Raw genomic sequence first — 26,113 nt, 5'->3', positions numbered from 1 at the left:
GCACTTGTTCGGGACAGGCGCCGGACGCCACGGTCACTTGTTCGGCGGCTGCCCCTCGATCGGGCGACCGGGCACACCGGGCCGCCGCTGCCACGGGCGGGGCCCGGTGGGCGGCCGGTAGGCGACGCCGAGGGCGTCAAGTCGCGGGTAATGGGCGGCCATACGGCGCTCGAAACCGGCGAAGTCCCGCTGCGCGGGAGCGGGCAGCCGGCTCCAGGCCACCTCGGCGAAGGCCGCGAGCCGGGGAAAGGTCTGGTAGTCCACGCGCGCGCTGTCCTCCAGCACCTCGGTCCAGACGTTGGCCTGCGTGCCCAGCACATGCCGGGCCTCCGCCTCGGTGAGGTCGTCCGGGACGGGTTCGAACCGGTAGACGTCCTCCAGGGTGCGCACGAACCCGATGGGCACCGGCTCGTCCTCGCCCGGGGCCTGACGGTGGTCCAGATACACGTACTGTTCGGGGCACATGACGACGTCGTGGCCGGCCCGCGCGGCCGCGATCCCGCCGCCGTAGCCGCGCCAGGACGACACCGCGGCGCCCTTCGCGAGCCCGCCCTCCAGGATCTCGTCCCAGCCGATGAGCCGCCGCCCGCGCGCGGCGAGCCACGCGTCGAAGTGGCCGATGAACCACGACTGCAGCGCGTCCTCGTCGGCGAGGCCGAGGTCCGCGATCCGGGTCTTGGCGGTCACCGACCCGGTCCACTGCTCCTTGCGGCACTCGTCGCCGCCGACATGGACGAACCGCGAGGGGAACAGCTCCAGGACTTCTTCGAACACCCCCTCGTAGAAGCGCAGGGTGGTGTCAGTGGGGGCGAGTACGTTGGCGGAGATCCCCCAGTTGTCCCAGACGTCGAGGGCGGTGGTGTCGATGACATCGGTGTTGCCGAGTTCCGGATACGCGGCGATGGCGGCCTGCGAATGGCCGGGTACGTCGATTTCCGGGACGACGGTGATATGCCGCTCGGCGGCATAGGCGACGATCTCCCGGATGTCGTCCTGGGTGTAGTAACCCCCGTGCGGTTTCTCCTCCCACAAGGGGGACGCGCGGTGACCGAATTTCGACCGCGCCCGCCAGGAGGCGGTTTCGGCCAGTTTCGGATACCGCCTGATCTCGATCCGCCAGCCCTGGTCGTCGGTCAGATGGAAGTGGAAGACGTTGAGTTTGTGCGCGGCCATCAGATCGAGATAGCGCAGCACGCCTTCCTTGGGCATGAAGTGCCGGGCCACATCGAGGAGAAGACCGCGCCAGCGGAATCTTGGGGCGTCGCGGACGGTGACGGCCGGGAACTCCCACTCGGTCCGGCCAGTGACCGGGGCGCGCCGGAAGGCCTCCGGGCCGAGCAGTTGACGGAAGGTCTGGGCGCCCCAGAACACCCCGGCCTCGCCGGCGCCGTCGATGCAGACGAGATGTCCGTCGGCACACAGCTGGTAGCCCTCGTCGCTGCCGAGTTCGTCCTCGAGCGCGGGGTTGATGCGCAGCAGGATGCGGGAGCCGCTGTGGCGGTGCGGGGCCAGCGGCAGCCCGGTCGCCGCGCCGACGGTCGCCCGCAGCCAGCGTGCGACCCGCTCGGTGCCTTCGGTGGCCTCGATCTCGGTGCCCGCGTCGATGACGAATCCGGTGCCGCCACCGGGCAGCGAGGCCGAAAGGCGACCCGGCGCGGGGATCAGTGCCACGTCGGGTTCCGGGAAGAGGGGTGTGTCGCTCATGTCGCCCGCCGCACCTCCGCCAGATGCGTTGCATCGAGTGCAACGACCGTTCCACCATGCACAACTGCGAGGGAGGCTACAGGTCTCGACCACTCATGGCCAGAGAACACGAAGGCCTCCGGCACGCGCGCACCGCGCACGCACCGGAGGCCTCACGACCTCGGACAGACGAATCCTCGACGGGTCCTCGACAGGTCCTCGACGGATCCTTACTTGTCGCCGCCCTTGCCGCCCTTGCCCTTGTCGTCGCCGCCGCTGCCCATGGACTCGTAGATCTCCTTGCACATGGGGCACACGGGGTACTTCTTCGGGTCGCGGCCCGGCACCCAGACCTTGCCGCACAGCGCCACGACGGGAGTGCCGTCGAGGGCGCTCGCCATGATCTTGTCCTTCTGGACGTAATGGGCGTAGCGCTCGTGGTCACCGTCGCCGTGGGACACCTGCGGCGTCGGCTCTACGAGGGTCCCCGTACCAGTCCCGCGCTCGGGCTCAAGAGTGCTCATACCAGCCAGGGTACTGAAGCGCCCACGTATCAGTTGAGTGAAGGGTCGTCCGGATATGTGGCCACCATCGCCAGTTCGTTGCGCTGGCGGCGCAGGACCTCGCGCCAGAGTCTTTCCGGGGCAGGCGAGGAGACGTCCCCGGGCTCCGACTCGACCACGTACCAGGCGCCCTCGACCAGCTCGTCCTCCAGCTGGCCGGGGCCCCAGCCGGAGTACCCGGCGAAGATCCTCAGGGAGCCGAGGGCCGCGGCGAGCAGTTCCGGCGGGGCCTCCAGGTCGACCAGGCCGATCGCGCCGTGCACCCGGCGCCAGCCGAGCGGGGCGAGGTCGCCGCCCGCGCCACCCGGGATGACCGCGACGCCGAGCGCCGAGTCCAGCGAGACGGGACCGCCCTGGAAGACCACCCCGGGCTCGCCGGCGAGGTCGGCCCAGCCTTCGAGGATGTCACCCACGTCCACCGGCGTGGGGCGGTTGAGGACGACACCGAGGGAACCCTCCTCGTCGTGGTCGAGAAGGAGCACCACCGCGCGGTCGAAGTTCGGGTCCGCCAGGGCGGGAGTGGCCACGAGCAGCCGCCCTGTGAGCGAGGACACCTCGGTCATGCCAGACATGATCCCGCATCTTCCCCCGAAGTGGGGAGCCGGTGAGGGGGCCGCAGTGAACGCAGCTCAGGGAGCACGGAAGCGCCCCGGGCGCACATCCGGGCACGGTGACCCCATGTGCCCGAAAGGGAACGGTTCGTGTTGTGACACAGCTATGACGTGGCTGGGTGGTACTTGGGCTTACGGGCCGGGGGTAATCGGCGATTACCCTGTCTTCCCGGCCCCTGCGCACAGTGATCGGCTGGCCGGCCCCTGCCCAACTCATCGGAACGCGAGATACATGACCGTCAACGACGATGTCCTGCTTGTCCACGGCGGAACCCCGCTGGAGGGCGAGATCCGTGTCCGCGGTGCGAAGAACCTCGTACCGAAGGCCATGGTCGCCGCCCTGCTGGGCAGCGCGCCGAGCCGACTGCGCAATGTTCCCGACATCCGTGACGTGCGGGTCGTCCGCGGCCTGCTCCAGCTGCACGGCGTGACGGTCCGTCCGGGCGAGGAGCCCGGCGAACTGGTGATGGACCCGACGCATGTCGAGAGCGCCAACGTGGCTGACATCGACGCCCACGCGGGTTCCAGCCGTATCCCGATCCTGTTCTGCGGTCCGCTGCTGCACCGTCTCGGCCACGCGTTCATTCCCGGTCTCGGCGGCTGTGACATCGGCGGCCGGCCCATCGACTTCCACTTCGATGTGCTGCGGCAGTTCGGCGCGACGATCGAGAAGCGCGCGGACGGGCAGTACCTGGAGGCTCCGAAGGGTCTGCGCGGTACGAAGATCCGGCTGCCGTACCCGTCCGTGGGCGCGACCGAGCAGGTGCTGCTGACGGCCGTACTGGCCGAGGGCGTCACGGAGTTGTCCAACGCGGCCGTCGAGCCGGAGATCGAGGACCTCATCTGCGTGCTGCAGAAGATGGGCGCGATCATCGCGATGGACACCGACCGCACGATCCGCATCACCGGCGTGGAGAGCCTCGGCGGCTACACCCACCGCGCCCTGTCGGACCGCCTGGAGGCCGCGTCCTGGGCCTCGGCCGCCCTCGCGACCAACGGCAACATCTACGTCCGCGGCGCCCAGCAGCGCTCGATGATGACGTTCCTGAACACCTACCGGAAGGTGGGCGGCGCCTTCGAGATCGACGACGAGGGCATCCGCTTCTGGCACCCCGGTGGCCAGTTGAAGTCCATCGCGCTGGAGACGGACGTACACCCCGGTTTCCAGACCGACTGGCAGCAGCCGCTGGTGGTGGCCCTCACGCAGGCCACGGGCCTGTCCATCATCCACGAGACGGTCTACGAGTCCCGCCTCGGCTTCACCTCGGCCCTGAACCAGATGGGCGCCCACATCCAGCTCTACCGCGAGTGCCTGGGCGGCTCCGACTGCCGGTTCGGTCAGCGCAACTTCCTGCACTCCGCGGTCGTCTCGGGCCCGACCCGGCTGCAGGGCGCCGACCTGGTCATCCCCGACCTGCGCGGCGGCTTCTCGTACCTGATCGCGGCCCTGGCGGCCGAGGGCACGTCCCGCGTGCACGGCATCGACCTCATCAACCGCGGCTACGAGAACTTCATGGAGAAACTCGTGGAGCTCGGCGCGAAGGTCGAGCTGCCCGGCAAGGCGCTCGGTTAACTGTTCTTACGGCCAACTGTTCTTACGACGATGGGGCGGCACCCGGAAATCAGGGTGCCGCCCCGTCGTCGTCATTCAGAATGTCCCCACACCGTCCCGTTGGCACAGAGACGGCAAGGTCACTTGCCCTTGGCCGCTTCCTTGAGCTTGCTGCCCGCGGTGACCTTCACGCTGTAGCCGGCGGGGATGTTGATCGGCTCGCCGGTCTGCGGGTTGCGCGCGGTGCGAGCGGCACGGTGGGTGCGCTCGAAGGTCAGGAAGCCGGGGATGGTGACCTTCTCGTCGCCCTTGGCGACGATCTCGCCGACGGTCTCGGCGAACGCGGCCAGCACGGCGTCGGCGTCCTTGCGGGTCACCTCGGCGCGATCGGCCAGCGCGGCCACCAGCTCACTGCGGTTCATGTTGTTACTCCCGTGTTTTTCTTGCCGTTGGGGTGTGCCACGCGGCGGATCCGCCCGAGGCACTGCGATGCCGATGCGCTCGCGCCCAGGGACGCATCCTGCCCCTACCTGCGGCGGTAAAGCCAATCCGGCACCCGTAGGAGTCGTGAGAACACCCTGGGGAGTCACACGAAAAGCGCCCGCTCGGCGTCACCCTAGAGCGCGCCCGGCATCAGCTGGTTCCACGACGCGCCGGTGCGGGGGCCGCCGTGGTGATCCTCACAGCCCCTGCACAGTACGACATGCCGTCATCTGGCGGACACGCGCCCGCCCCGACGGCGTCACCCGGCCGCCGCGGGGCGCCGCGGGCGGCACAGCCCCGGCGCACGTCCGCGACGGCTGCGACGACTCTGGGGGGCCTACTCGGCCGACGCCGACGCGCCCACGGCCTTCGCGGCCTCGCGGACCGCTCCGGCGACGGCGCCCGCGACCTTGTCGTTGAAGACGCTCGGGATGATGTAGTTCGGGTTCAGCTCGTCCTCGGTCACCACGTCGGCCAGGGCCTGCGCGGCGGCGAGCATCATCTCGGTGTTGACGGTGCGGGACTGGGCGTCCAGCAGGCCGCGGAAGACACCCGGGAAGACCAGCACGTTGTTGATCTGGTTCGGGAAGTCGGAGCGGCCGGTGGCCACCACGGCGGCCGTCTGACGGGCGATCGCCGGGTCCACCTCGGGGTCCGGGTTCGCGAGCGCGAACACGATGGCGCCGTCGGCCATCGCGGCCACGTCGTCGCCGTCCAGCACGTTCGGCGCCGAGACGCCGATGAAGACGTCCGCGCCGCGCACGGCCTCCTTCAGGGTGCCGGTGAGGCCCTCGGGGTTGGTGTTGTCGGCGATCCAGCGCAGCGGCGAGTCGGCCGGGGCGTTCACCAGGTCCTCGCGGCCCGCGTGGACGACACCGTGGATGTCGGCGACGACGGCGTTCTTCACGCCCGCGGCGAGCAGCAGCTTGAGGATGGCCGTACCCGCCGCGCCGGCGCCGGACATGACGACCCGGATGTTCTCGATGGCCTTGTCCGCGACGCGCAGGGCGTTGGTCAGGGCGGCGAGGACGACGATGGCGGTGCCGTGCTGGTCGTCGTGGAAGACGGGGATGTCGAGGGCCTCGCGCAGCCGGGCCTCGATCTCGAAGCAGCGCGGCGCGGAGATGTCCTCCAGGTTGATGCCGGCGAACCCGGGGGCGATCGCCTTGACGATCTCCACGATCGCGTCGGTGTCCTGGGTGTCCAGGCAGATCGGCCAGGCGTCGATGCCGGCGAAGCGTTTGAAGAGGGCCGCCTTGCCCTCCATGACGGGCAGCGCGGCCTTGGGGCCGATGTTGCCGAGGCCGAGCACGGCGGAGCCGTCCGTCACGACCGCAACGGAGTTGCGCTTGATGGTGAGGCGGCGGGCGTCCTCGGGGTTCTGGGCGATCGCCATGCAGACGCGGGCCACACCCGGCGTGTAGACCATGGACAGGTCGTCACGGTTGCGGATGGGGTGCTTGGACTGCATCTCGATCTTGCCGCCGAGGTGCATCAGGAACGTACGGTCGGAGACCTTGCCGAGGGTGACGCCCTCGATGCCGCGCAGCTTCTCGACGATCTCCTCGGCGTGGGCCGTGGAGGTGGCCGCGATGGTGACGTCGATACGGAGCTTCTCATGGCCGGACGCGGTGACGTCGAGGCCCGTGACCGAGCCTCCGGAGGACTCCACGGCGGTGGTGAGCTGCGAGACGGCGGTTCCGCTCGCGGGCACCTCCAACCGGATGGTCATCGAGTAGGAGACGCTGGGCGCCGTTGCCATGGCCGACTTCCTCTGCTTTCACCGTGTCGCGAGTTGTGCCGTCCGATCGTCGCACCTACCCGCGAGTACGTGATAGTCGCCCAGGGTTGTGGACGTTTTGTTCACAGGGATCGGCGAGCAGGTACGTGATTTCCGGAAGGTTTCGCAAGGTTTCGGAAAACTACTTCCACCATACGAGAAATGATCAGGCGGGAAAAGGGGTGCAGACCCCAAAGAAAGAGACCCACATCACGGTCGTGATGTGGGTCTCCCACAAGGTCATGACACCGACCCGCCATGCTCGCCTCGCGGCAAGTGGTCCCTCGCAGGGACAAAGGTTGGGCCCGGGGGCTTGGATCGGGCCGGTGCCACACCAAGGCTAACAAACCGATGCGGTACGGCCATTCCCCCACGGGATGTTCACAGGAAACTCAGTCGCGCAGCAGATCCGGCACCCCGGCCGCGTCCGGCTCGTCCCGCTCCCCCGACACCACCGTCAGCTGCTGGGTGGCCCGGGTCAGCGCCACGTAGAGCACGCGCAGCCCGGCCGGGGACTCGTCGGCGATCTCCGCCGGCGAGACGACGACGGTCGCGTCGTACTCCAGCCCCTTGGCCTCCAGGCTGCCGAGCGCCACCACCCGGTCGCCGAGCCCGGCCAGCCAGCGCCGGGCCTCCTCGCGCCGGTTCATGGCGACGACCACGCCGACCGTGCCGTCGACCAGGTCCAGCAGCCGCTCGGCCTCGGCCCGCACGGTCCGCTCGGCGGAATCCCGTACGACCGTGAAGCGCGGCTCGACCCCCGTGGACCGCACGGCGCGCGGCGACTCGGAGCCCGGCATGGCGAGCGCGAGCACCCGGGCGGCCAGCTCGGCGATCTCGGCCGGGTTGCGGTAGTTCACGGTGAGCTCGAAGCGGCGCCGGGGCCGGGTGCCGAGGGCCTCGTCGCGGGCCTCGGCCGCCTCGTCCGGGTCGGACCAGGAGGACTGGGCCGGATCGCCGACGACCGTCCAGGTGGCGTGCCGGCCGCGGCGGCCGACCATGCGCCACTGCATCGGCGTGAGGTCCTGCGCCTCGTCCACGATGACGTGCGCGTACTCGGTGCGCTCCTGCGCGAGCCGCTCGGCGCGCTCCCGCTGGCTCTCCTCGCGCACCGGCATCAGCTCCTCCAGGCCGGTGAGCTGGTCCAACGGGTCGAGCTCACGCTTCTTGCGCGGGCGGGCCGGGGCGCCGAGGACCGCCTGCAGCTCGTCCAGCATGGCGATGTCGTGCACGGTGTGGCCGTCCCGCCCGAGGGAGCGGGCGACCTTGCGGACCTCGCCGGGGTTGAGGATCCGGCGGGCCCAGCGGCCGAGCCGCTTCTCGTCGGCCATGGCGGCGAGGACCTGCTTCGGGGTCAGCTCGGGCCACCAGGAGTCGAGGAACGCGATGAAGGTGTCCTCGGTGGTGACGTCCTCGTCGAAGGAGGAGCGCAGCTCGGCGGCCAGCTCGGGGTCGGAGTGCCGGCCGGCCGCTCCGGACTTGGCCCACAGGGCGTCCAGGAGCAGCTTGCGGGCGCGCGGGCGCAGCAGGTTGACGGGCGCGGTGCCGCCGAGGGCGCTGCGGCGGATCCGTTCCAGCTCGGCGGCCTCCAGCTCCAGCCGGCGTCCGAAGGCGACGACGCGGAGCCGGGACGGCGGGCCGTCGAGGACCCGCGGCCCGGTGCCGGTGCCGCCGGTGGTGGCGTCGGTGGTGCCGTCGTCGATGTCGTCGATGTCGTCGTCGATGTCGTCGCCCAGGGCGAGCTGCCCGGCCGCGCCGGCGCCGGCCGGCCCCAGTTCCAGCGCGCCGCGGGCGGCCTTGCGCAGCACCTTCAGCATCCGGTACGAGCCCTTGGCACGGGCCACGGACGGGGAGTCGTACAGCGTGGCCTCGGCGCCGTCGACGAGCGAGCCGATCGCGCGGATCGCGACCTGTCCCTCCTCCCCGAGCGAGGGCAGCACGCCCTCGGTGTACGCCACGAGCAGCGGTGTCGGCGAGACGATGAGGATGCCACCGGCGTACCGCCGCCGGTCCTGGTAGAGCAGATAGGCGGCACGGTGCAGGGCGACGGCGGTCTTGCCGGTGCCCGGTCCGCCCTCGACGTACGTGATCGAGGCGGCGGGTGCGCGGATGACGAGATCCTGCTCGGCCTGGATGGAGGAGACGATGTCCCGCATGGTGTGGGTGCGGGCCTGGCCGAGGGCCGCCATGAGGGCGCCGTCACCGATGACGGGCAGTGTGCGGCCGTCCAGGCGGGCGGTCAGCTCGGGCCGCATCAGGTCGTCCTCGACGCCGAGCACCCGGCGCCCCTTGGACCGGATGACCCGGCGCCGTACGACCCGTCCCGGGTCCACGGGCGTGGCCCGGTAGAAGGGTGCGGCGGCGGGCGCCCGCCAGTCGATGACCAGCGGCGCGTAGTCCTCGTCGAGGACGCCGATGCGCCCGATGTGCAGGGTCTCGGCGATGTCGGCGGTGTTGTCGTCCCGCACGGCGCCTTCGGCGGGTTCCACGGCGGTGTAGGCCCCGTCGGGCCCCTTCTTCCCGTCCTTGCCGAGCAGCAGGTCGATGCGCCCGAAGAGGAAGTCCTCGAACTCGTTGTTGAGCCGGTTCAGGTGGATGCCGGCCCGGAAGACCTGCGCGTCCCGCTCGGCCAGCGCGCCCGGGGTGCCGACCTGGCCGCGCTTGGCCGCGTCGTGCATCAGGAACTCGGCCTCGTGGATCTTCTCCTCCAGCCGCCGGTACACCCGGTCCAGGTGTTCCTGCTCGACGCTGATCTCCCGGTCACGGACGGAATCGTGTGCGTCGTGTACCGAGCCGACCGCGGACTGCTGAACCTGAGCGGCCACCGGGCCCCCTTCTGACGTGCTGGGCAGCCGTCAACCGTACGCGAAGGGGGGCCTCAAAGCTACGGGACAGCGACACCCGAGGGTCGCGCGGCCGTGTCGATACGTGGCTCCGCCGCGTGGACACGACCAGCCACAACGCGACCAGCAGGTGTGTGCGGACCGGACCCACCCGGATCGGCGGGCCTGGGGGCGCAGCCCCCAGAGCCGCTACGCCTGCACCTGCACCAGCTTCTTCCCGTCGAAGGTCACGACCTCGAAGTGGTCGATCTCGTTCGGCTTGAAGGCCGCCGCGCCGCCGATGTACAGCGGCTTCCTGGCCTCCTCCGTCTTGGCGTTCGGGATGCCGTAGCCCCAGTCCGGCACGGACCACGAGGACATCGTCACGCGCTGCCCGTTCTTCGCGACGAGCACCAGCGAGCACTTGATCGGGCCCTTGGCGTTCTTCAGCTCCAGGACCGCCTGGGTGCCCCAGACCTTCTGCTGCATGCCGACGGTGGCGCTGATCTGGGACGACGGGTCGGTGGCCGACTTCTTGTCCGGCATGGACTCGAAGGTGGTCTGCGCGGCGGACGCGGTGACCTGGCCGCTGTCGCCCGAGGAGCCGCTGTTCACGGCGATCGCGGCGAGCGGGCCTGCGATGATCAGCGCGGCCGCCGCGGCGATCATGTAGAAGGAACGCCTTCGCTTCTGGGCGCGCTTCTCGGCGACCTCGTCGACCAGCTTCTCCACCAGTCGCGGGCTGGGCCTGGCGGACAGCGAGTCGCCGATCGCGGGGGTGCTGCCGGCGCCCGGCAGGTCCGCGAGCGCGGCCAGCATCGGCTCCATCCCGGCCAGCTCGTCCAGCTGCTGGGCGCACCACTCGCAGCCGGCGAGGTGGGCCTCGAATGCGGTCGCCTCGGCGTCGTCGAGAATGCCGAGGGCGTAGGCGCCGACGGTCTCGTGCTCGCTCGGCACCGAAGATCCCTGGTTGGGGCTCATGGGGCCAGACATACCCGGACCACCCGCGCCGAATCCCTGCATTCCCCCGTATCCGCTGCTCATCACGCCGTCACCCCCCGCTCTTCCAGTGCCAGCTTCATCGATCGCAGGGCGTAGAACACCCGGGAGCGCACCGTGCCGCTGGGTATGCCCAGCGTCTCGGCCGCCTCATTGACCGTACGCCCCTTGAAGTACGTCTCGACGAGCACTTCCCGGTGGGCCGGGGTCAGGTCGTCGAGCGCGTCCGACAGCGTCATCAGCCACAGCGCCTTGTCGATCTCGTCCTCCGCGGGGATGACCTCCAGCGGCGACGGATCGACCTCCTGCGGCCGGGCCTGCCGGCTGCGGTGGCCGTCGATGACGATGCGGCGCGCGACCGTCACCAGCCAGGGGCGTACCGATCCGGTCGCCCGATTGAGCTGACCGGCGTTCTTCCAGGCACGGATGAGCGTTTCCTGCACGACGTCCTCGGCGCGCTGCCGATCACCGGCGACCAGCCGCAGGACATACGCAAGCAAAGGTCCGGCGTGCTCTCGATACAGGGCACGCATCAACTCCTCGTCGGGTTCCGAGGGCTGTGAGGACATGCGATGTCGGGCCCTCGATCCACGTTCATTGGCCACGGCCGCATCCTTGCGCACGCCCACCTCCGGTGTCCGGGGGTTCCCCCAGTCGGTCGCTCGCCCACCCGTACGGAAAGGAACGGCGCGGTGTTCAAAGGGAGGTGACAGTTTTCTCGGGGACGACATGACGACCGGGACATGCGTGCACATTCCCCCCGCATGATCTTTGCATTTCCGACACATCGCCGAGGGGTGGGCCGGAGCGGCAGAACTGCCCGGCCGGGCCGGCCGGGAAACCGGGTGTTACGCAAATCACGCCCAGGCGCGTCGGGTTGTGCGGGTCGGGGCGGAGCTCAGGCGCGGGCGAGGGCGGCCCGCCGCCGATGCCGCGCCACCCGCTCCCGGTTCCCGCAGACCTCGCTGGAACACCACCGCCGGCGCCGCCCGCGGGACGTGTCCAGGTACACCAGCGGACAGTTGTCCCCTTCACACTCCCGTACGGCGGCCCGCGCGACGGGGTCGGTGAGCAGCTCCACGGCATCCCGGGCGACGAGGGCGAGCAGTTCGGCCAGCGTCGGCGGGCCGGCCAACTCCCTGACGAGGCGGCCGTCCTCTGCGGGTACGGCGAGCGGGGCCGGGGGCGCGGCGCGGGCGACCTCGTTGACGCGGGCGAGGGAGCGGTCCCGCGACGGAGGATCCACCGCGTGCGGAGCCCGCACCAACCGCCCGACGTGGGAGCGCAGTTCGCGGAACCCGACGAGCCACGGGCCGTCGGCGTGGACCAACGGCGTACCCTCCGGCACCAGCTCCGCCCCGCCGATCCACGCGCACAGCGCCTCGACGGAGTCCAGCCGTTCGGCCGGATGCGTGGTCGCGAGGAGATCGAGACAGATCCGTCCGGCGTCGAAACGCAGCTCGTACGCGGGCGTGGCCGTACCCAGTGCCATGTGCCTGTCACCGCCTAGGCAGGAAGCGCTCTTCTCTTCACAGTGCCTGCCCGGACGCCGGGCCGGAACCCCTCGTACCAGTGCTGGACGCACGCGTATGCGAACGCGCACCTCGACCATGTCCCCGCTGCCGCCGTACGGCCGCCCCGGCCGCCCCGCATGGCCGCCGACCGGTTGACGCAACCGATTGGTTGCCATAGCATCGCAATCAGTTGGTTGCTATACATACGGAGGCAGCTATGGGATTCCCCGATCGCATCGAGCGGACCGTCGAGATCGCGCACCCGCCGGCCAAGGTGTGGGCGGCGCTCACCACGGCCGAGGGGCTGAGCGCCTGGTTCGGCGACCAGGCCGGGATCGATCTGCGCCCGGGCGGCGCGGCATGGATGAAATGGGACGGCGGGCACTCCGCCGACATGCGGGTGGAGCGGGTGGAGGAGCCGAGGGTGTTCGGCTACACGTGGCGCATGGCCGGACTGCCCGAGGACGATCCGCGCCGCACCTATGTGGAGTTCACGCTCGAACCGGTCGCCACCGGCACCCGGCTGACGGTGGTCGAGACCGGCTTCGCCCAGCTGCCGGACGACGTCCACCGCACGGAGTACGACAGCCACACCGAGGGCTGGGCGCGCGAGCTGGGCGAACTGGTCGACCACCTCGATGCCGCAGCCTGACGTCGAGGCGATCGCCGAACAGGTCTTCGCCGCGCTGGCCGACCCGACCCGGCGCTCCATCCTGGCCGCGCTGGCCTCGGGGGGCCCGGCCACGGCCACGGACCTGGCCGCCCGGCTGCCGATCACCCGGCAGGCGATCGCCAAACATCTGGCCCTGCTGGCCGAGGCCGGCCTGGTGACGGCCGAACCGGGTGAGCGGCGCCGGGTGCGGTACCGGCTGCGGTCCGCTCCGATGCGGGTGGCGCAGCAGTTCCTGGCCGCGCTGGCGCGTGACTGGGACAGCCCGCTCGACGCCCTGAAGGATCACCTCGACGAGCAGGCACGCGGATCCGGGTGACGGGGTCCGGCGCCGCCCGCCATCGCGGAGGGAGCACCGACGGTGAACGCGGAATTCCACCGGCCGGCCGAGCCGGCGATCGCACTGGGGCTGACGCTCGCGACGGCCACGGCATGCTGGGCCGCCACGGTCCGGCTGATGCACGGCATGGACATGGGCGTGGCGACCAGCCCCGGTCCGCCGGGGTTCTTCGCCGCGACGTGGACGACGACGATGGCGGCGATGATGCTGCCGGGCGCGGCTCCGGCCGTCGCCCGGCACGTCCGCGCGACCGGTGGGCTGCGCACCGCGCTGCCGTTCGCCGCGGGCTACGTGGCCGTCTGGGCACTCGCGGGTGTCGTGGCGTACGCGCTGGACCGGCCGCACGGCTCGACGGCCGCCGGCGTCGTGGTGATCGCGGCGGGCGCCTATGAACTCACGCCGGTCAAACGGCACTTCCGGCGCCGCTGCCGGGCGGATGCCGGTTCCGGGCTCAGGTACGGGTGGTACTGCGCCGGCTCGACCGTCGGGCTGATGGCGCTGCTGGTGGCGCTGGGCGTGATGAGCCTGCTGTGGATGTCCGTGGTCGCCGTCCTCGCCTCCGCCCAGAAGCTGCTGCCCGCGAAGACCGCGGTCGACGTTCCCCTGGCGCTGGCGATCGCCGGACTCGGGCTCGTGATCGTGATCGCGCCTGCGCTGGTTCCGGGGCTGCTCATGCCACCAGGGACGTAACGACACCGAAGAGGAAACGGAACAAGAAACGGAGACGGGCCATGACCGGTCACAAGACGGGGACACGCGAGGAGTGGCTTGCCGCGCGGCTGGAGCTGCTCGAAGCGGAGAAGGAGCTGACCCGACGCGGCGACGAGCTGGCCCGGCGCCGGCAGGAGCTGCCCTGGGTCCGGGTGGACAAGGACTACCGCTTCGAGACGGAGGAGGGTACGGCGTCGCTCGCCGACCTGTTCCAGGGCCGCTCGCAGCTGCTCGTCTACCACTTCATGTTCGGGCCCGACTACACCGCCGGCTGCCCGTCCTGCTCGGCGATCGCCGACGGCTTCAACGGCTCCGTGGTCCATCTCGCCCACCACGACGTGATGTTCTGGGCGGTGTCCCGGGCCCCGCTCGCCAAGCTCCACGCCTACCGGCAGCGGATGGGCTGGAGCTTCCCGTGGGCGTCCTCCTACGGCAGCGACTTCAACTTCGACTTCGGGGTGGCACACACCGAGGAGGAGTGGGAAGCGGGAGTCGTCGCGTACAACTTCGGCGAGGAGGACCTGCGGCCGGCGACGGCCGACGAGCAGAGCTCCCGCGACGCCTTCACCCGGTCGATCGTCGGCACGGACTGGCGGACGTACCGGCGCGAAGGCCCCGGTGTGAGCGCGTTCGCCCTGCAGGACGGCGCGGTCCACCACACCTACTCGGCGTACGCGCGCGGGCTGGACGCCCTGTGGGGCATGTACCAGTGGCTCGACCGCGCACCCCTCGGCCGTAACGAGTCCGGCTTCTGGTGGCGCCGCCACGACGAGTACGACAGCCGGTGAGCGACGGGTGAGCGACTCGGTGCGCTACGCGTCCGCGTACTTCGCGTCCGCCGCCGGGTCCAGGGCCAGGCGGTAGCCCCGCTTCACCACCGTCTGGATCAGTTTCGGCGAACCCAGCGCCGTACGCAGGCGGGCCATCGCCGTCTCCACGGCGTGTTCGTCGCGGCCCGCGCCCGGCAACGCCCTCAGCAGCTCCGCCCGGGGCACCACCCAGCCGGGCCGGCGGGACAGGGCGCGGAGCAAGGACATCCCCGCCGGCGGGACCGGCCTGAGGTCGCCGTCGACCAGGACCGCGTGGCCCCGGATCTCCACCCGGTGCCCGGCGACCGGCAGCGAGCGGGCCCGGGCCGGGAGTTCCTGGCAGAGCAGCTGCACCAGCGGGCCCAGCCGGAAGCGCTCCGGCTGGATCGTGTCCACGCCGTGCGCCTGCAGCGGGATCGCCGTGACCGGACCCACGCAGGCCGGGAGGACGTCGTGGCACAGGGCCGACAGCAGGTCGGGCAGCAGGCCCCGGGTCTCCGCCCGGGAGAGCAGGGACGCGGCCGCCGGCGCGCTGGTGAAGGTGAGCGCGTCCACCGCTCGCGAGACGGTCGCGTCGAGGAGGCGGTCCAGCGGGGTGATGTCCTCCGGGGGCATCCACCGGTACACCGGCACCGGGACCACCTCCGCTCCCCCGGCCCGCAGGGACTCCACGAAGCCCGGGAGCGGTTCGCCGTGCAGCTGTACGGCGATACGGCGGCCGTCCACACCCTCCTCCAGGAGCCGGTCCAGGACCTCGGCCAGGGACTCCGAGCAGGGTGACCACTCCTCCGTCAGCCCCGCCGCGCGGATCGCTCCCTTGACCTTGGGGCCCCTGGCCAGCAGTTCCGCGCCGCGCAGCCGGCCGAGCAGCTGCTCGCCGAGACCCCAGCCGTCCGCGGCCTCTATCCAGCCCCGGAAGCCGATCGCCGTGGTGGCCACGACCACGTCCGGCACCTGGTCGATGATCCCCTTCGTGGCGGCGAGGAGTTCGCTGTCGTCGGCGAGCGGCACGATGCGCAGGGCGGGCGCGTGCAGCACGGCGGCACCGCGCCGCTGCAGCAGGGCGCCCAGCTCTTCCGCCCGGCGCGCGGCGGTGACGCCCACGGTGAATCCCGCGAGCGGACCGTGCTCGACGACTCCGGTTTGCTGCACTTCGTCGTACATGGGGCTCTCCTAGCTGACCGGCGCGCCGAACGAGCCTGTCAACGGCGCGTGACAGGCTCGGTTCGGCTTCATTGCGCCGGTGTTACGTCACACGTCGGCATAGCTGAGCTGCGGTTTTGTCTCCTGTACGGCCATGGTCTCAGCCTGCCGGGCCGGCCGGCGAAGGTATACGGCCCAGGTCACGGCGAAGCAGAGGCCGTAGAAGGCGAGGAAGGCGACGAACGCGCCGGTGCCGGAACCGTAGGAGAGGAAGGACTGGCGGAAGGCCAGGTTGATGCCGACCCCGCCGAGCGCGCCGACCGCGCCGATGAGCCCCATCGAGGCACCCGACAGCCGCCGCCCGTAGGCCACGGCCTCCTCCCCTTCCAGCCCCTTGGCCAGGGCCTTCGCCTGGAAGATGCCGGGGATCATCTTGTACGTCGAGCCGTTTCCGAGGCCGCTGAGCACGAACAGCGCCACGAAGACGCTGACGAACAGCGCCGGCGACTTCTGCCGGCTCGCGACGATGAGTACGGCGGTGGCGGCGGCCATGGCGATGTAGTTCCCCAGGGTGATGCGGGCGCCGCCGTACCGGTCGGCGAGCCGCCCGCCGAGCGGCCGGATCAGGGAGCCGAGCAGCGGGCCGATGAAGGTGAGGTAGGCGGCCTGCAGCGGCGTACGCCCGAACTGGATCGTCAGCACCTGCCCGAAAGCGAAGCTGTAGCCGATGAAGGAGCCGAAGGTGCCGACGTAGAGGAAGGACATGATCCAGGTGTGGGGGTCCCTGGCGGCGTCCTTGGCCGCGCCGGTGTCGTTCTGCACCGTCGCCAGGTTGTCCATGAAGAGCGCGGCGCACACGGCGGCCACGACGATCAGCGGGATGTAGATGCCCAGCAGCAGGCGCGGGCCGCCGCCGGCGCCGATGACCGCGAGGGCGACGAGCTGGATGACGGGCACGCCGATGTTGCCGCCGCCCGCGTTCAGGCCGAGCGCCCAGCCCTTCTTCCGTAGCGGGAAGTAGGCGTTGATGTTGGTCATGGAGGAGGCGAAGTTGCCGCCGCCGATACCGGCCAGCAGGCCGACGCACAGGAACGTGGTGAAGGACGTCCCCGGCTCCATGACCGCGTAGGCCGCGATCGTCGGGACGAGCAGCAGACCCGCCGAGATGATCGTCCAGTTGCGGCCGCCGAAGACGGCCACGGCGAAGGTGTAGGGGACGCGTACACCGGCGCCGACGAGGGTGACCATCGAGGTCAGCAGGAACTTGTCGGCGGGGGTGAGGCCGTACTTCGGGCCCATGAAGAGGACGAGGACGGACCACAGGGTCCAGATCGAGAAGCCGATGTGCTCGGAGAGGACGGAGAACCACAGGTTCCGGTTGGCGATCCGCTGCCCGGTCGCCTTCCAGAACGCCTCGTCCTCCGGGTCCCAGCGCTCGATCCAGCGGCCACTGCGCCGGGTTGGGGCTGGAGGGGCTGGTGTTGGGGCTGGGGCTGTCATCACGCCTCCACGGGGCTCCGGCTGCTCGGTCTGCCGTCGACCTGCCATCGACTGACTGAGCCCGAAGGTAGGGAGCACGCGTTTCCTGCCTGTGGCTGTGCATGACCGGAAGGGAACGTTGCTCTCACTCACGCGGAGGCGGACCGGTGAGGGGAGCCCGCCGGGGCCTCAGGACGCGATCCGGTACCGGTGCTCCGGACGGCCCGTCGCCCCGTAGCGCAGAATCAGCCGGACCATGCCCTCCTTGACGAGGTACGACAGGTAGCGCTGGGCCGTGGCCCTGGAGACGCCGGTCAGTTCCGCGGCCTCGGCGGCCGACAGATCGCCGTGGGCGGCCCGCAGGGCCTGCTGGACGAGGGCGAGCGTGGGCGCGGAGTGGCCCTTGGCCGGCACCCGGGGGACGGCCGGTGGCCGGACCGCGCTGAACAGGGCGTCCACATCGGCCTGTTCGGTGTCCGCGGTCTCCCCGAGGGTGTCGACGCGGTGCTGGAGTTCGCGGTACGAGGTGAGCCGCTCGGCCAGGTCGGCGGCGCCGAAGGGCTTGACCAGGTAGCCCACGGCGCCCAGCTTCATGGCGGTACGGACCGAGGCGATGTCCCGGTCCGCGGTGATCACGATGGCGTCGGGGCGGGCGCCGCCCGCGTCCCCGGTGAGCCGCCGCAGCACGTCCAGTCCGCTGCCGTCGGGCAGGAAGACGTCGAGGAGGAGCAGGTCGGGGCGGAGGTCGTGCGCCGCCGCCAGGGCCTCGGTCACGCTCGCCGCCTCGCCCACCACCTCGTAGCCCCGCACCCGGGACACGTAGTCGCAGTGGATGTGGCTGACCCGGAAGTCGTCGTCCACGACCAGGGTGCGGATCATCAGCGGTCGCCTCCCACGGGCAGCGCCTTCGTGAAACGTTCCTCGCCCGCCGGTGCGGGAACCGGCAGTCGTACGGTGAACACCGCCCCCGGGCCCTCGCTGACGGTGACCGTGCCGCCGTGCCGCGTCACCAGGCGGTGGACCAGGGCGAGGCCCAGGCCGCGCCGGGCGGTGCCCCGCTCGGGCCGGGTCGACCAGCCGTCCTCGAAGATCGACTCGCCGGCGCCGGGCGGGATACCGGGGCCGGTGTCCGCCACCCGCACGGTCGTGCCCTCCGCGTCCTCGGTGAGCATGAGCCGGACCGCGCGTCCCCCCGGCGGGGGCGGCCCGTCGCCCGCCGCGTCGATCGCGTTGTCCAGCAGGTTGCCGGCGATCGTCAGCAGCCGGCGCAGATGCGGCGGGTCCTCGCCCAGCGCCGAGTCGTCGTCGAGCACGACGCGCACCCCGCGTTCGGCGGCGACGGTGGTCTTGGCCACGACCAGGCCGACCATCAGCGGGTTGCCGATCCGCCCCCGCACCGCCTCGGTGAGCGCCTGCCCGGCGCCGGCCGACTCCACGGCCAGCTCGTACGCGTCGTCGTACGCCCCGATGTCCAGCAGCCCGGCGAGCGTGTGCAGGCGGTTGGTGAACTCGTGCTGCTGAGCCCGCAGCGCGTCGGTCAGGCCGCGCACGGAGTCCAGCTCCCGCAGCAGTCCGACCAGTTCGGTGCGGTCGCGGACGGTCACCACCGCGCCCAGTTCGCGCCCGCGCAGGGTCACCGGCATCCGGTTGACGACCAGACAGTGCCCGTCGGTCAGCACGCTGATGTCGGTGCCGGTCAGGGTCCCGTCCAGAGCCCGGCGCAGCCGTCCGTCGGGCAGCACCTCGGCCAGGGTGCTGCCGAGCGCGGTGCCGAGACCGAGGAGCCGGCGGGCCTCGTCGTTCAGCACCGTGATCCTGCCGTTCGGGGCGAAGGCGAGCACGCCCTCGCGGATGCCGTGCAGCATCGCCTCGCGGTCCTGGAGCAGCCCGGCGATCTCCTCCAGCTCCAGCCCGAACGTGATCCGCTTCAGCCGCCTGGCCAGCAGATACGCGGCCGCGGAACCGAGCGCCGTGGCGATCGCGGCGTACACGGCGAAGGTGGGCAGCTCGCGCCAGAGCTCGCCGAGGACGTCGTTCTCCGGGATGCCCACCGACACCTCGCCGACCAGCTCGCCCGTCGGCCCGTACAGCGGCACCCTGCCGTTGGCGGAGCGCCCGGTGGCGCCCTGGTCGGTGCCGACGTGCGGGCGGCCGTCCCGCGCCACGATCGGCTCGGTCACCGGCGAGCCGACCAGCTGCGGCATGGGGTGCGAGTGGCGGATGCCGTGCAGGTCGATCACCACGACGTACGACGCCCCCGACGACTGCCGGATGCGTTCGGCGACGGCCTGCACCACGTCCGACCCGCCTTGCTGCATGGCCCGCCGGATCTGCGGGTCCGCGGCCGTCGTCCGGGCGATGGCCACGGCCCGCTCCTCATAGGTGCGGTCGAGCGCGGAGCGCTGCGCGAAGGCGAACAGGAGGAATCCGATCACGCCCGTGAGCGCCAGGATGACGAGCTGGCTGGCCAGGATCCGCGCGGACAGTCTCCCCCTCCCGCCGCGCCCGATCCGTATGCGGATGGGTGTCACAGGTGCCTCATCGCCCCTGTTCTGGATGGTGCCGGGCCGGCCCTGCGCTGGACCCGTGGTGGCGTGATTGTGCCTGATGGCCGATTTTCTGCCCACCCCCGTATCGCTGAGCAGAACGAGCAGAACTCCGGTTTACGCGGCTATCGCGGGATACCTCGGAAACAGCGACGTAACAGGCGGTGGCTTCTAGCGTCTGCCTTCACCTCGACCTCCGAGGGCGAAAGGAGACGGCCCACCATGGCTTCGCGAAACGATGTCGCGACGAGCCCCATCGCCGGCGCAGCCGACCGCGAGGACGCGCGCATCGAGATATCCGGGCTCACCAAGCGATTCCTGACCCCCGCCGGTGAGGTGTTCACGGCGCTGCACGGCGTGTCGTTCACCGTGGAGCCCGGCCAGTTCTGCGCGGTGGTCGGCCCCACCGGCTGCGGCAAGTCGACCACGCTCGGCATGGTGTCCGGGCTCGACCGGCCCAGCGAGGGCTCGGTCAAGGTCGGCGGCCGCGAGGTGGACGGCATCACCGACGGCGTCAGCTTCATGTTCCAGGCGGACGCCCTGCTGCCCTGGAAGACCGTCCTCGGCAATGTGCTGATGGGGCCCGTCTTCCGTGGCGTACCCAAGCAGCAGGCCCAGGCCTCGGCCCGGGACTGGCTGCGCCGCGTCGGCCTCACCGGGTTCGAGGACCGCTACCCGCACCAGCTCTCCGGTGGTATGCGCAAGCGCGTGGCGATGGCCGCGGCGCTGATCAACGAACCCAAGATCCTGATCATGGACGAGCCGTTCGGCGCCCTGGACGTGCAGACCAAGGCGATCATGTCGACCGAGCTGCTGGGCCTGTGGGAGCAGATCCGTCCCTCCGTCATCTTCATCACCCACGACCTCGACGAGGCCGTGGCGCTCGCCGACCGGGTCGTCGTGATGACCTCCAGCCCCGGGTCGGTCAAGGCGGTCTTCGACATCGACCTGCCGCGCCCGCGCGGCTCCGTGCAGGAGATCCGCTTCCAGCCCCGCTTCATCGAACTCCAGCACCAGATCTGGGAAACGCTGCGCGAAGAGGTCGAGCGCGCGTACGCACGCACCGCAGGAGGCACGGCATGAGCACGCACGGCACGAGGACGACGCCCACCGCTTCCGCCGCGCCGGCCAAGGGCGGCGGGCGGACCTCGGCGGCGGCCGCCGCCAAGCGGGCCGCCCGGGGGCGCGTCATGCGGGTGTGGGCGGGCCGCATCGGCATCGCGGCCTTCGTCATCGGTGGCTGGCAGGCCTTCACCACCTGGGGCATCGTCGACCCGTTCTTCTTCGGGCAGCCGTCCGGAATCTGGCAGCGGCTGATCGATCTCTTCCAGAACGGCACCGAGTTCGGCTCCTTCTACGCGAACATCTGGACCACCATCCAGGAGGCGCTCCTCGGCTTCGCCGCCGGTTCCGTCGCCGGAGTCGTCGTCGGCGTGGCACTGGGCCAGAGCCGCTACCTGTCCGACGTCCTCGGGCCCTACATCAAGATGGTGAACGCGATCCCGCGGATCGTCCTCGGCTCGATCTTCATCGTCGCCTTCGGCATCGGCGTGACCCCGAAGATCCTGCTCGCCGCCGTGCTGGTGTTCTTCATCGTCTTCTTCAACGCCTTCCAGGGCGTCCGCGAGGTCGACCGCAACATCCTGGCCAACGCCCGGGTGCTCGGCGCCTCCCAGCTGCAGATCATCCGGCACGTCATCGTGCCCTCCGCGCTCACCTGGATCATCGCCAGCCTGCACAGCGCGTTCGGCTTCGCCATCGTCGGCGCGCTGGTCGGCGAGGTGCTCGGCGCGCAGAGCGGCCTCGGCCTCGTCATCAAGACCGCGCAGAACAACTTCGACCCCAACGGCGTGTTCGCGACGATGCTCGTCATCGCGGTCATCGTGCTGGGCGCGGAGTGGCTGATCGGCAAGCTCGAACACCGGCTGCTGGCCTGGCGCCCGCCGGCCCCCACCGAGGCCAACTCCCTCTGATTACCGCCCCGTTGCTCCCCTTCTGCTTCCCCTCCGCTTTCCCCGTCCCGCGAACGAAAGAGCCGCCATGTTCAAGAGAACCCTCACCGCATCGCTCGTCACCATCCTGTCCCTCGGCGCGGCCACCGCGTGTTCCAGCAGCTCCGGTTCGGGCGGCTCCGGCGGCACCCCGACCGTCAAGATCATGGTCGGCGGCATCGACAAGCAGATCTACCTGCCGTTCCAGCTCGCCCAGAGCCTCGGCTTCTACAAGAAGTACGGCGTCGACGTGACGCTGAGCACCGAGCAGGACGGCGGGACCGGTGCCGAGGACGCCATGGCCTCGGGGCAGGTGGACATGGCCGGCGCCTGGTACAACCACACGATCGACTTCCAGGTGAAGGGCAAGGCGGTCGAGGACATCGTCCAGCTGTCCGGCGCACCGGGCGAGCGGGAGATGTGCGCCACGAAGAGCGGCGTGCACTCGGCCTCCGACTTCAACGGCAAGACGCTCGGCGTGACCGACCTGGGCTCCGGCACCGACACCCTCACCCAGTTCCTGGCGGCCAAGAAGGGCGTCAAGACCAGCGACTTCCACCGGATCGGGGTCGGCGCGGGCTCCACCGCCATTGCCGCGCTGCAGAACGGCAAGGTCGCCTGTGTGATGACGACACAGCCGACGGTCGCCGCGATCCAGAAGAAGGGCGTCGGCTACTCCGCGGTCGATGTGGCCACCACCCAGGGAGCCACGACGGCGACGGGCGGTGCCTGGCCCGCCGCGGGTGTCATCGCCCGCAGCGACTGGGTCGACGCGCACAAGGACGCGGCCCAGAAGGTCGTCGACGCGCTCGTGGCCACCATGCACTGGATCAACACGCACAGCGCGGCCGACATCGCCGACAAGCTGCCGCAGTCGTTCGTGCAGAACCAACTCGTGACCAAGGCCGACTACATCGCGGCCCTGACCCAGGACAAGGGGCAGTTCCTCCCGGACGGCATCATGCCGGCGGGCGGCCCGAAGAACGTCCTCGCCACGGAGGAACTGGTCGGCCACGCCACCTCGAAGGTCGACCTCGGCACGACGTTCACCAATGACTTCGCCCTGGCGGCCAACAAGAAGGAGGGCTTCACCACCAAGACGGCACCGGCGGGTTCGGCGGGCTGATCCGCGGCACGCGCCCGCACGGGGCCGCCCGGGTGACCACCACCCGGGCGGCCCCGTGCCGTGAGCACATCACTGCCGGTCCGTCATCGTCGTCACGTCCGCCTCCGGGATCCAGCTCCCGCCCGGCCGCCGCAGCCAGCCCGCCGCCTCCCCGATCCCTCCCGCCGCCCGGCGCAGCGCGTCCAGCCCGGGATGGACCAGGCCCTTGCGCCACACCAGGGAGACCGGGGACAGCGGGACGGGCTCGACGAGAGGCCGGCGCACCGTGCGGGGCAGGGCCGGAAAGTCCACCACGGCCAGCACCGGATGGCCGGTCTTGGCCATGACCCGCTCGAACTCCTCGTCGCCGACGGCGAGCGGCAGGGGCGGCGCGAGCCGGATGCCGTGGCCCGCGAAGAGCCGGGACGCCAGATCGGTCCACTCCCGGGTACGCGGATTCCCGGCGCCGGCGTACACGGTCTCGCCGGCCAGCGCGGCCAGCGGCACCTCCGTGCGGTCGGCGAGCGGATGGTCTGCGGGAAGGACGACGGCCATGGGCTCGTAGCGCACCGGTTGCTGCTCCAGCCCCGAGCGCAGCGCCGGGTCCAGGCCGGCGAACCGGCCGAAGGAGGCGTCCAGCCGGCCGGCCAGCAGTTCGGCGGCGGCGCCGGTCAGGCCGCTCTCGTAGCGGGCCATCAGCTCGCAGTCGGGGGCGAGTTCGCGGGCCCGGTGCAGGACGCGGCGGCCGGTGACCAGGCCCGGGGAGTTGAGGTCCACGAGCAGGGGGCGGGCCTGGCCGAAGGAGGCGAGGAGTTCGTCCTGGGCGTCGAGCACGCGGCGCGCGAGCGGCAGCAGGCGTTCGCCGTCCGCCGTCAGCGTCACCTGCCGGGTCGTACGGACGAACAGCTCGGCGCCCAGCTCCCGTTCCAGCCGCCGGACGTCCCGGCTGAGCGCCTGCTGGGCGATGTACAGGCGGGCGGCGGCGCGGGTGAAGTGCAGTTCCTCGGCGACGGCGAGAAAGGCGCGCAGGAGGCGGGGGTCGATGGCGGAGGGGGCCGGCATGGCGGTGAATTTACAACGCGGGTGCGTGAATCGGCGCGGAGAAGGTGTTGGACCCGGTGATCCACTCCGGGCGACGGTAGGAACATGCCCCCGCACATATCAGCGACAACTCCCGGCTACCGCCGCCTCTTCAGCCTCCCCGGCACCCGTGCCTTCACCGCCGGCAACCTGCTCGCCCGCCTCCCCATGGGCATGTTCAGCGTCAGCGCGGTCGTGATGATCGCCGGTTCCCGCGGCTCGTACGCCCTGGCTGGTGCCGTCACCGCGACCGGGCTCGCGGCGACCGCGCTGGCCGGGCCCTGGGTCGCCCGGCTCGTGGACCGGCACGGACAGGCGCGCGTCGCCGTACCGGCCACGCTCGCCTCCGTACTCGGCAGCCTCGCGCTGCTGCTGTGCGTGCGCTACGGCGCCCCCGACTGGACCCTGTTCGCCGCCTACGCCCTCACCGCCACCACCCCCAACATCGGCGGCCTCTCCCGCGCCCGCTGGGCCCATCTGCTGCGGGAGGACCCCGCGGCGCTGCACACCGCGAACTCCTTCGAGCAGGCCGCCGACGAACTGTGCTTCATGCTCGGCCCGGTGCTCGCTTCCTTCCTGACCGGCACGTTCTTCCCGGAGGCCGGCACACTCGTGGGTGCGGTGCTGCTGCTCACGGGCATGCTGCTGTTCACCGGGCAACGGTCGACCGAGCCGCCCGTCCAGCGACGCGCCCGGGGCAAGGGGCCGTTGCGGGCGCCCGGGTTTCCCGCACTCCTGGCCGGATTCGTCGCCACCGGCACGGTCTTCGGGTCCATGGAGGTCGTCACGATCGCGTACGCCGACGCGCACGGGCACCGGTCGGCGGCCGGCGTGGTCCTCGCCCTGCAGGCAGCGGGCTCGTGCGCGGCGGGCCTGCTGTACGGCGCGCTGCGTCCGACCGGACCGGCCGAACGCCGGCATCCCTGGTGTCTGGCCGCGATGACGGCACTGATGACCCTGCCGCTGCTGGCCGCGCGCGGCATCGGGTCCCTGATCGCGCTGGCCGCCGCCCTGCTGGTCGCGGGCATGGCCACCGCGCCGACGATGGTGACCGCGATGACGCTCGTTCAGCGCCGCACCCCCGAGGGGCGCCTCAACGAGGGCATGAGCCTCGCCGTCACCGGCCTGCTGACCGGCATCGCCTGCGGCTCGGCGATCGGCGGCTGGACGGCCGACCACGCCTCACCCGAGTCGGGCTTCGCGGTACCGGTCGCGGCGGCCGGCACGGCGCTGGTCATCGGCGCGGCGGCCGTACTGCGGCCCTCGGGTCAGCGGGGACCGTAGCCGTGGGGAGGCTGCGGCTGCTGCGGGTACGGCTGCTGGGGCGCGTAGGGGCCGGGAGCCTGCTGGGGCTGCGGGTAGGGCTGGGGCTGGCCGTACTGCTGCGGCTGGGGGTGAGCCTGGGCCTGGGGGTACCCCTGGGGAGCGTACGGCCCCGGCGACGAAGGCTGCTGACCGTACGGACCCTGGCCGTAGGAACCCTGCTGGCCGGAAGGAGCATAGGCGCCCTGCTGGCCGTACGCCGCCGCACCGTACGGCCCCGCCTGGCCGCCGGCCCCGACTCCGACCCCCGGTACCTGAGCCCCCGGCGGCAGATACCGCACCCGCCCGGTCTCGTCCGTGACCGGTGTGAAGCCGGCGGCCTGGAGGCGGTTCGCGAACTTGGCGTTGCGTCCGCGTGTCACGGCGAAGCCGATGCCGAAGATCGCCATGAGGATCACCCACACGACACCGGCCACGAACATGGCGCCGACGCCTCCGCCCTTGCGCACCACGAAGAGGACGAGACCGACGGTGAGTCCGCCGGCCGCGAGCAGCATGCGCTTCTCGGCGCTCTTGCCGGTGAGGTCGAACTGGATGCGCGCCTTGAGGAGTTCGAACGCGTCGGGCACGACGGGCGGCAGCGACTCGCCGTCGGCCGCGTTCGGGTACTGGGCCCAGTTCTGCGCGGCCCGGTTGCGGGCCTCCGGGCTGGGATCGGGTACGACGAGCAGCTTGAGCACGTTGTTGCGCGAACCGGTGTACCGGGCGTCCGCGTACTCGTACCCGAACTGCTGGGCGACGAAGGCGAGCCGGGCGGCCTTCTTCACCGAGGCCCATGCGATGGTGAGCTCGGCGGGCTCGCCCCTCGCGATCAGGTCCAGCATCTTCCGTATCTGCCGCTTGCTCACGCAGCCCACTCCCCCTCGGACACATCACTCTGTTCACTTCAGCAACCGGGGCAGTCTTCCA

General features: G+C 71.2%; 24 protein-coding genes. 9 read left to right on the top strand and 15 right to left on the bottom strand.

Annotated features, from left to right (window positions below; translation table 11 throughout):
• Positions 1-33: 33 nt before the first annotated feature.
• From AB5L52_RS27215 to AB5L52_RS27205, 3 genes are all read right to left on the bottom strand, one after another.
• Positions 34-1,704, bottom strand: a complete 1,671-nt coding sequence (locus AB5L52_RS27215) for a beta-N-acetylhexosaminidase (protein ID WP_369366759.1) — start codon at positions 1,702-1,704, stop codon at positions 34-36.
• A gap of 209 nt (positions 1,705-1,913) precedes the next feature.
• Entirely contained in the window at positions 1,914-2,207 is a 294-nt protein-coding gene (locus AB5L52_RS27210; RefSeq protein ID WP_121791220.1) for a DUF3039 domain-containing protein, read from the bottom strand.
• Between the two features lie 29 nt (positions 2,208-2,236).
• Entirely contained in the window at positions 2,237-2,809 is a 573-nt protein-coding gene (locus AB5L52_RS27205) for a YqgE/AlgH family protein (RefSeq protein ID WP_351025408.1), read from the bottom strand.
• A gap of 280 nt (positions 2,810-3,089) precedes the next feature.
• Here AB5L52_RS27205 and murA point away from each other — a divergent pair, with 280 nt between their 5' ends.
• Positions 3,090-4,430, top strand: coding sequence for a UDP-N-acetylglucosamine 1-carboxyvinyltransferase (gene murA / locus AB5L52_RS27200; RefSeq protein WP_351025405.1), 1,341 nt, complete (start codon positions 3,090-3,092; stop codon positions 4,428-4,430).
• 119 nt (positions 4,431-4,549) lie between these two features.
• Here murA and AB5L52_RS27195 read toward each other — a convergent pair whose 3' ends face one another.
• From AB5L52_RS27195 to AB5L52_RS27170, 6 genes are all read right to left on the bottom strand, one after another.
• Complete coding sequence (locus AB5L52_RS27195; RefSeq protein ID WP_023550134.1) at positions 4,550-4,831, bottom strand: HU family DNA-binding protein; 282 nt, start codon at positions 4,829-4,831, stop codon at positions 4,550-4,552.
• Between the two features lie 398 nt (positions 4,832-5,229).
• Complete coding sequence (locus tag AB5L52_RS27190; protein ID WP_351025402.1) at positions 5,230-6,654, bottom strand: NAD-dependent malic enzyme; 1,425 nt, start codon at positions 6,652-6,654, stop codon at positions 5,230-5,232.
• A gap of 410 nt (positions 6,655-7,064) precedes the next feature.
• A complete protein-coding gene (locus tag AB5L52_RS27185; protein WP_369366756.1) occupies positions 7,065-9,497 on the bottom strand; it encodes a UvrD-helicase domain-containing protein in 2,433 nt (810 codons plus the stop codon).
• Positions 9,498-9,704: 207 nt separating this feature from the next.
• Complete coding sequence (locus AB5L52_RS27180; RefSeq protein ID WP_351025397.1) at positions 9,705-10,475, bottom strand: zf-HC2 domain-containing protein; 771 nt, start codon at positions 10,473-10,475, stop codon at positions 9,705-9,707.
• A 62-nt stretch (positions 10,476-10,537) separates the two neighbouring features.
• A complete protein-coding gene (locus tag AB5L52_RS27175) occupies positions 10,538-11,122 on the bottom strand; it encodes a sigma-70 family RNA polymerase sigma factor (RefSeq protein WP_030167252.1) in 585 nt (194 codons plus the stop codon).
• 269 nt (positions 11,123-11,391) lie between these two features.
• Positions 11,392-11,985 carry an ABATE domain-containing protein gene (locus AB5L52_RS27170; protein WP_369366753.1) on the bottom strand — a complete coding sequence of 198 codons (594 nt, stop codon included), beginning with the start codon at positions 11,983-11,985 and terminating at the stop codon, positions 11,392-11,394.
• A gap of 239 nt (positions 11,986-12,224) precedes the next feature.
• Between AB5L52_RS27170 and AB5L52_RS27165 the strand changes: the two genes are divergently transcribed.
• From AB5L52_RS27165 to AB5L52_RS27150, 4 genes are read left to right on the top strand one after another with little or no spacing between them, the layout of a single operon-like run.
• Positions 12,225-12,659, top strand: a complete 435-nt coding sequence (locus AB5L52_RS27165; RefSeq protein ID WP_351563209.1) for an SRPBCC domain-containing protein — start codon at positions 12,225-12,227, stop codon at positions 12,657-12,659.
• Entirely contained in the window at positions 12,646-12,996 is a 351-nt protein-coding gene (locus AB5L52_RS27160) for a metalloregulator ArsR/SmtB family transcription factor (protein WP_351563211.1), read from the top strand. The genes AB5L52_RS27165 and AB5L52_RS27160 overlap by 14 nt, the downstream gene beginning before the upstream one ends.
• A 42-nt stretch (positions 12,997-13,038) precedes the next feature.
• Positions 13,039-13,707 carry a DUF2182 domain-containing protein gene (locus AB5L52_RS27155; protein ID WP_369366750.1) on the top strand — a complete coding sequence of 223 codons (669 nt, stop codon included), beginning with the start codon at positions 13,039-13,041 and terminating at the stop codon, positions 13,705-13,707.
• A gap of 41 nt (positions 13,708-13,748) precedes the next feature.
• Positions 13,749-14,516, top strand: a complete 768-nt coding sequence (locus AB5L52_RS27150; RefSeq protein ID WP_369366748.1) for a DUF899 domain-containing protein — start codon at positions 13,749-13,751, stop codon at positions 14,514-14,516.
• A gap of 24 nt (positions 14,517-14,540) precedes the next feature.
• Here the strand turns inward: AB5L52_RS27150 and AB5L52_RS27145 are convergent, their stop codons facing one another.
• The 4 genes from AB5L52_RS27145 to AB5L52_RS27130 form a co-directional block, all read right to left on the bottom strand.
• Entirely contained in the window at positions 14,541-15,701 is a 1,161-nt protein-coding gene (locus AB5L52_RS27145) for a uroporphyrinogen-III synthase (RefSeq protein ID WP_351025382.1), read from the bottom strand.
• An 87-nt stretch (positions 15,702-15,788) separates the two neighbouring features.
• Positions 15,789-17,180 carry a nitrate/nitrite transporter gene (locus AB5L52_RS27140; protein WP_369366747.1) on the bottom strand — a complete coding sequence of 464 codons (1,392 nt, stop codon included), beginning with the start codon at positions 17,178-17,180 and terminating at the stop codon, positions 15,789-15,791.
• A gap of 168 nt (positions 17,181-17,348) precedes the next feature.
• The gene (locus AB5L52_RS27135) at positions 17,349-18,038 is read right to left on the bottom strand and encodes a response regulator (RefSeq protein WP_351025378.1); all 690 of its coding nucleotides are present in this window, start codon (positions 18,036-18,038) and stop codon (positions 17,349-17,351) included.
• The gene (locus AB5L52_RS27130) at positions 18,038-19,690 is read right to left on the bottom strand and encodes an ATP-binding protein (protein WP_369366745.1); all 1,653 of its coding nucleotides are present in this window, start codon (positions 19,688-19,690) and stop codon (positions 18,038-18,040) included. The genes AB5L52_RS27135 and AB5L52_RS27130 overlap by 1 nt, the downstream gene beginning before the upstream one ends.
• 237 nt (positions 19,691-19,927) lie before the next feature.
• On the opposite strand from AB5L52_RS27130, the gene AB5L52_RS27125 reads away from it, so the two are divergent.
• The 3 genes from AB5L52_RS27125 to AB5L52_RS27115 all read left to right on the top strand — a co-directional run bounded on the left by AB5L52_RS27125 (position 19,928) and on the right by AB5L52_RS27115 (position 22,822).
• Positions 19,928-20,788, top strand: a complete 861-nt coding sequence (locus AB5L52_RS27125) for an ABC transporter ATP-binding protein (RefSeq protein ID WP_351025373.1) — start codon at positions 19,928-19,930, stop codon at positions 20,786-20,788.
• A complete protein-coding gene (locus AB5L52_RS27120) occupies positions 20,785-21,678 on the top strand; it encodes an ABC transporter permease (protein ID WP_351025370.1) in 894 nt (297 codons plus the stop codon). The genes AB5L52_RS27125 and AB5L52_RS27120 overlap by 4 nt, the downstream gene beginning before the upstream one ends.
• Before the next feature lie 67 nt (positions 21,679-21,745).
• The gene (locus tag AB5L52_RS27115; protein ID WP_351025367.1) at positions 21,746-22,822 is read left to right on the top strand and encodes an ABC transporter substrate-binding protein; all 1,077 of its coding nucleotides are present in this window, start codon (positions 21,746-21,748) and stop codon (positions 22,820-22,822) included.
• Between the two features lie 69 nt (positions 22,823-22,891).
• Here the strand turns inward: AB5L52_RS27115 and AB5L52_RS27110 are convergent, their stop codons facing one another.
• The gene (locus AB5L52_RS27110; protein ID WP_351025364.1) at positions 22,892-23,863 is read right to left on the bottom strand and encodes a LysR family transcriptional regulator; all 972 of its coding nucleotides are present in this window, start codon (positions 23,861-23,863) and stop codon (positions 22,892-22,894) included.
• A gap of 84 nt (positions 23,864-23,947) precedes the next feature.
• On the opposite strand from AB5L52_RS27110, the gene AB5L52_RS27105 reads away from it, so the two are divergent.
• The gene (locus AB5L52_RS27105) at positions 23,948-25,165 is read left to right on the top strand and encodes an MFS transporter (protein WP_369366742.1); all 1,218 of its coding nucleotides are present in this window, start codon (positions 23,948-23,950) and stop codon (positions 25,163-25,165) included.
• Here the strand turns inward: AB5L52_RS27105 and AB5L52_RS27100 are convergent.
• Positions 25,150-26,052: a hypothetical protein gene (locus AB5L52_RS27100; protein ID WP_369366739.1), complete on the bottom strand. Its 903-nt coding sequence runs from the start codon at positions 26,050-26,052 to the stop codon at positions 25,150-25,152. The two genes, AB5L52_RS27105 and AB5L52_RS27100, sit on opposite strands and share 16 nt — an antisense overlap.
• Between the last annotated feature and the right edge of the window lie 61 nt (positions 26,053-26,113).

Source organism: Streptomyces sp. CG4 (genome assembly GCF_041080655.1).
GTDB lineage: Bacteria > Actinomycetota > Actinomycetes > Streptomycetales > Streptomycetaceae > Streptomyces.
This window is presented reverse-complemented; position numbering and strand designations above follow the sequence as displayed.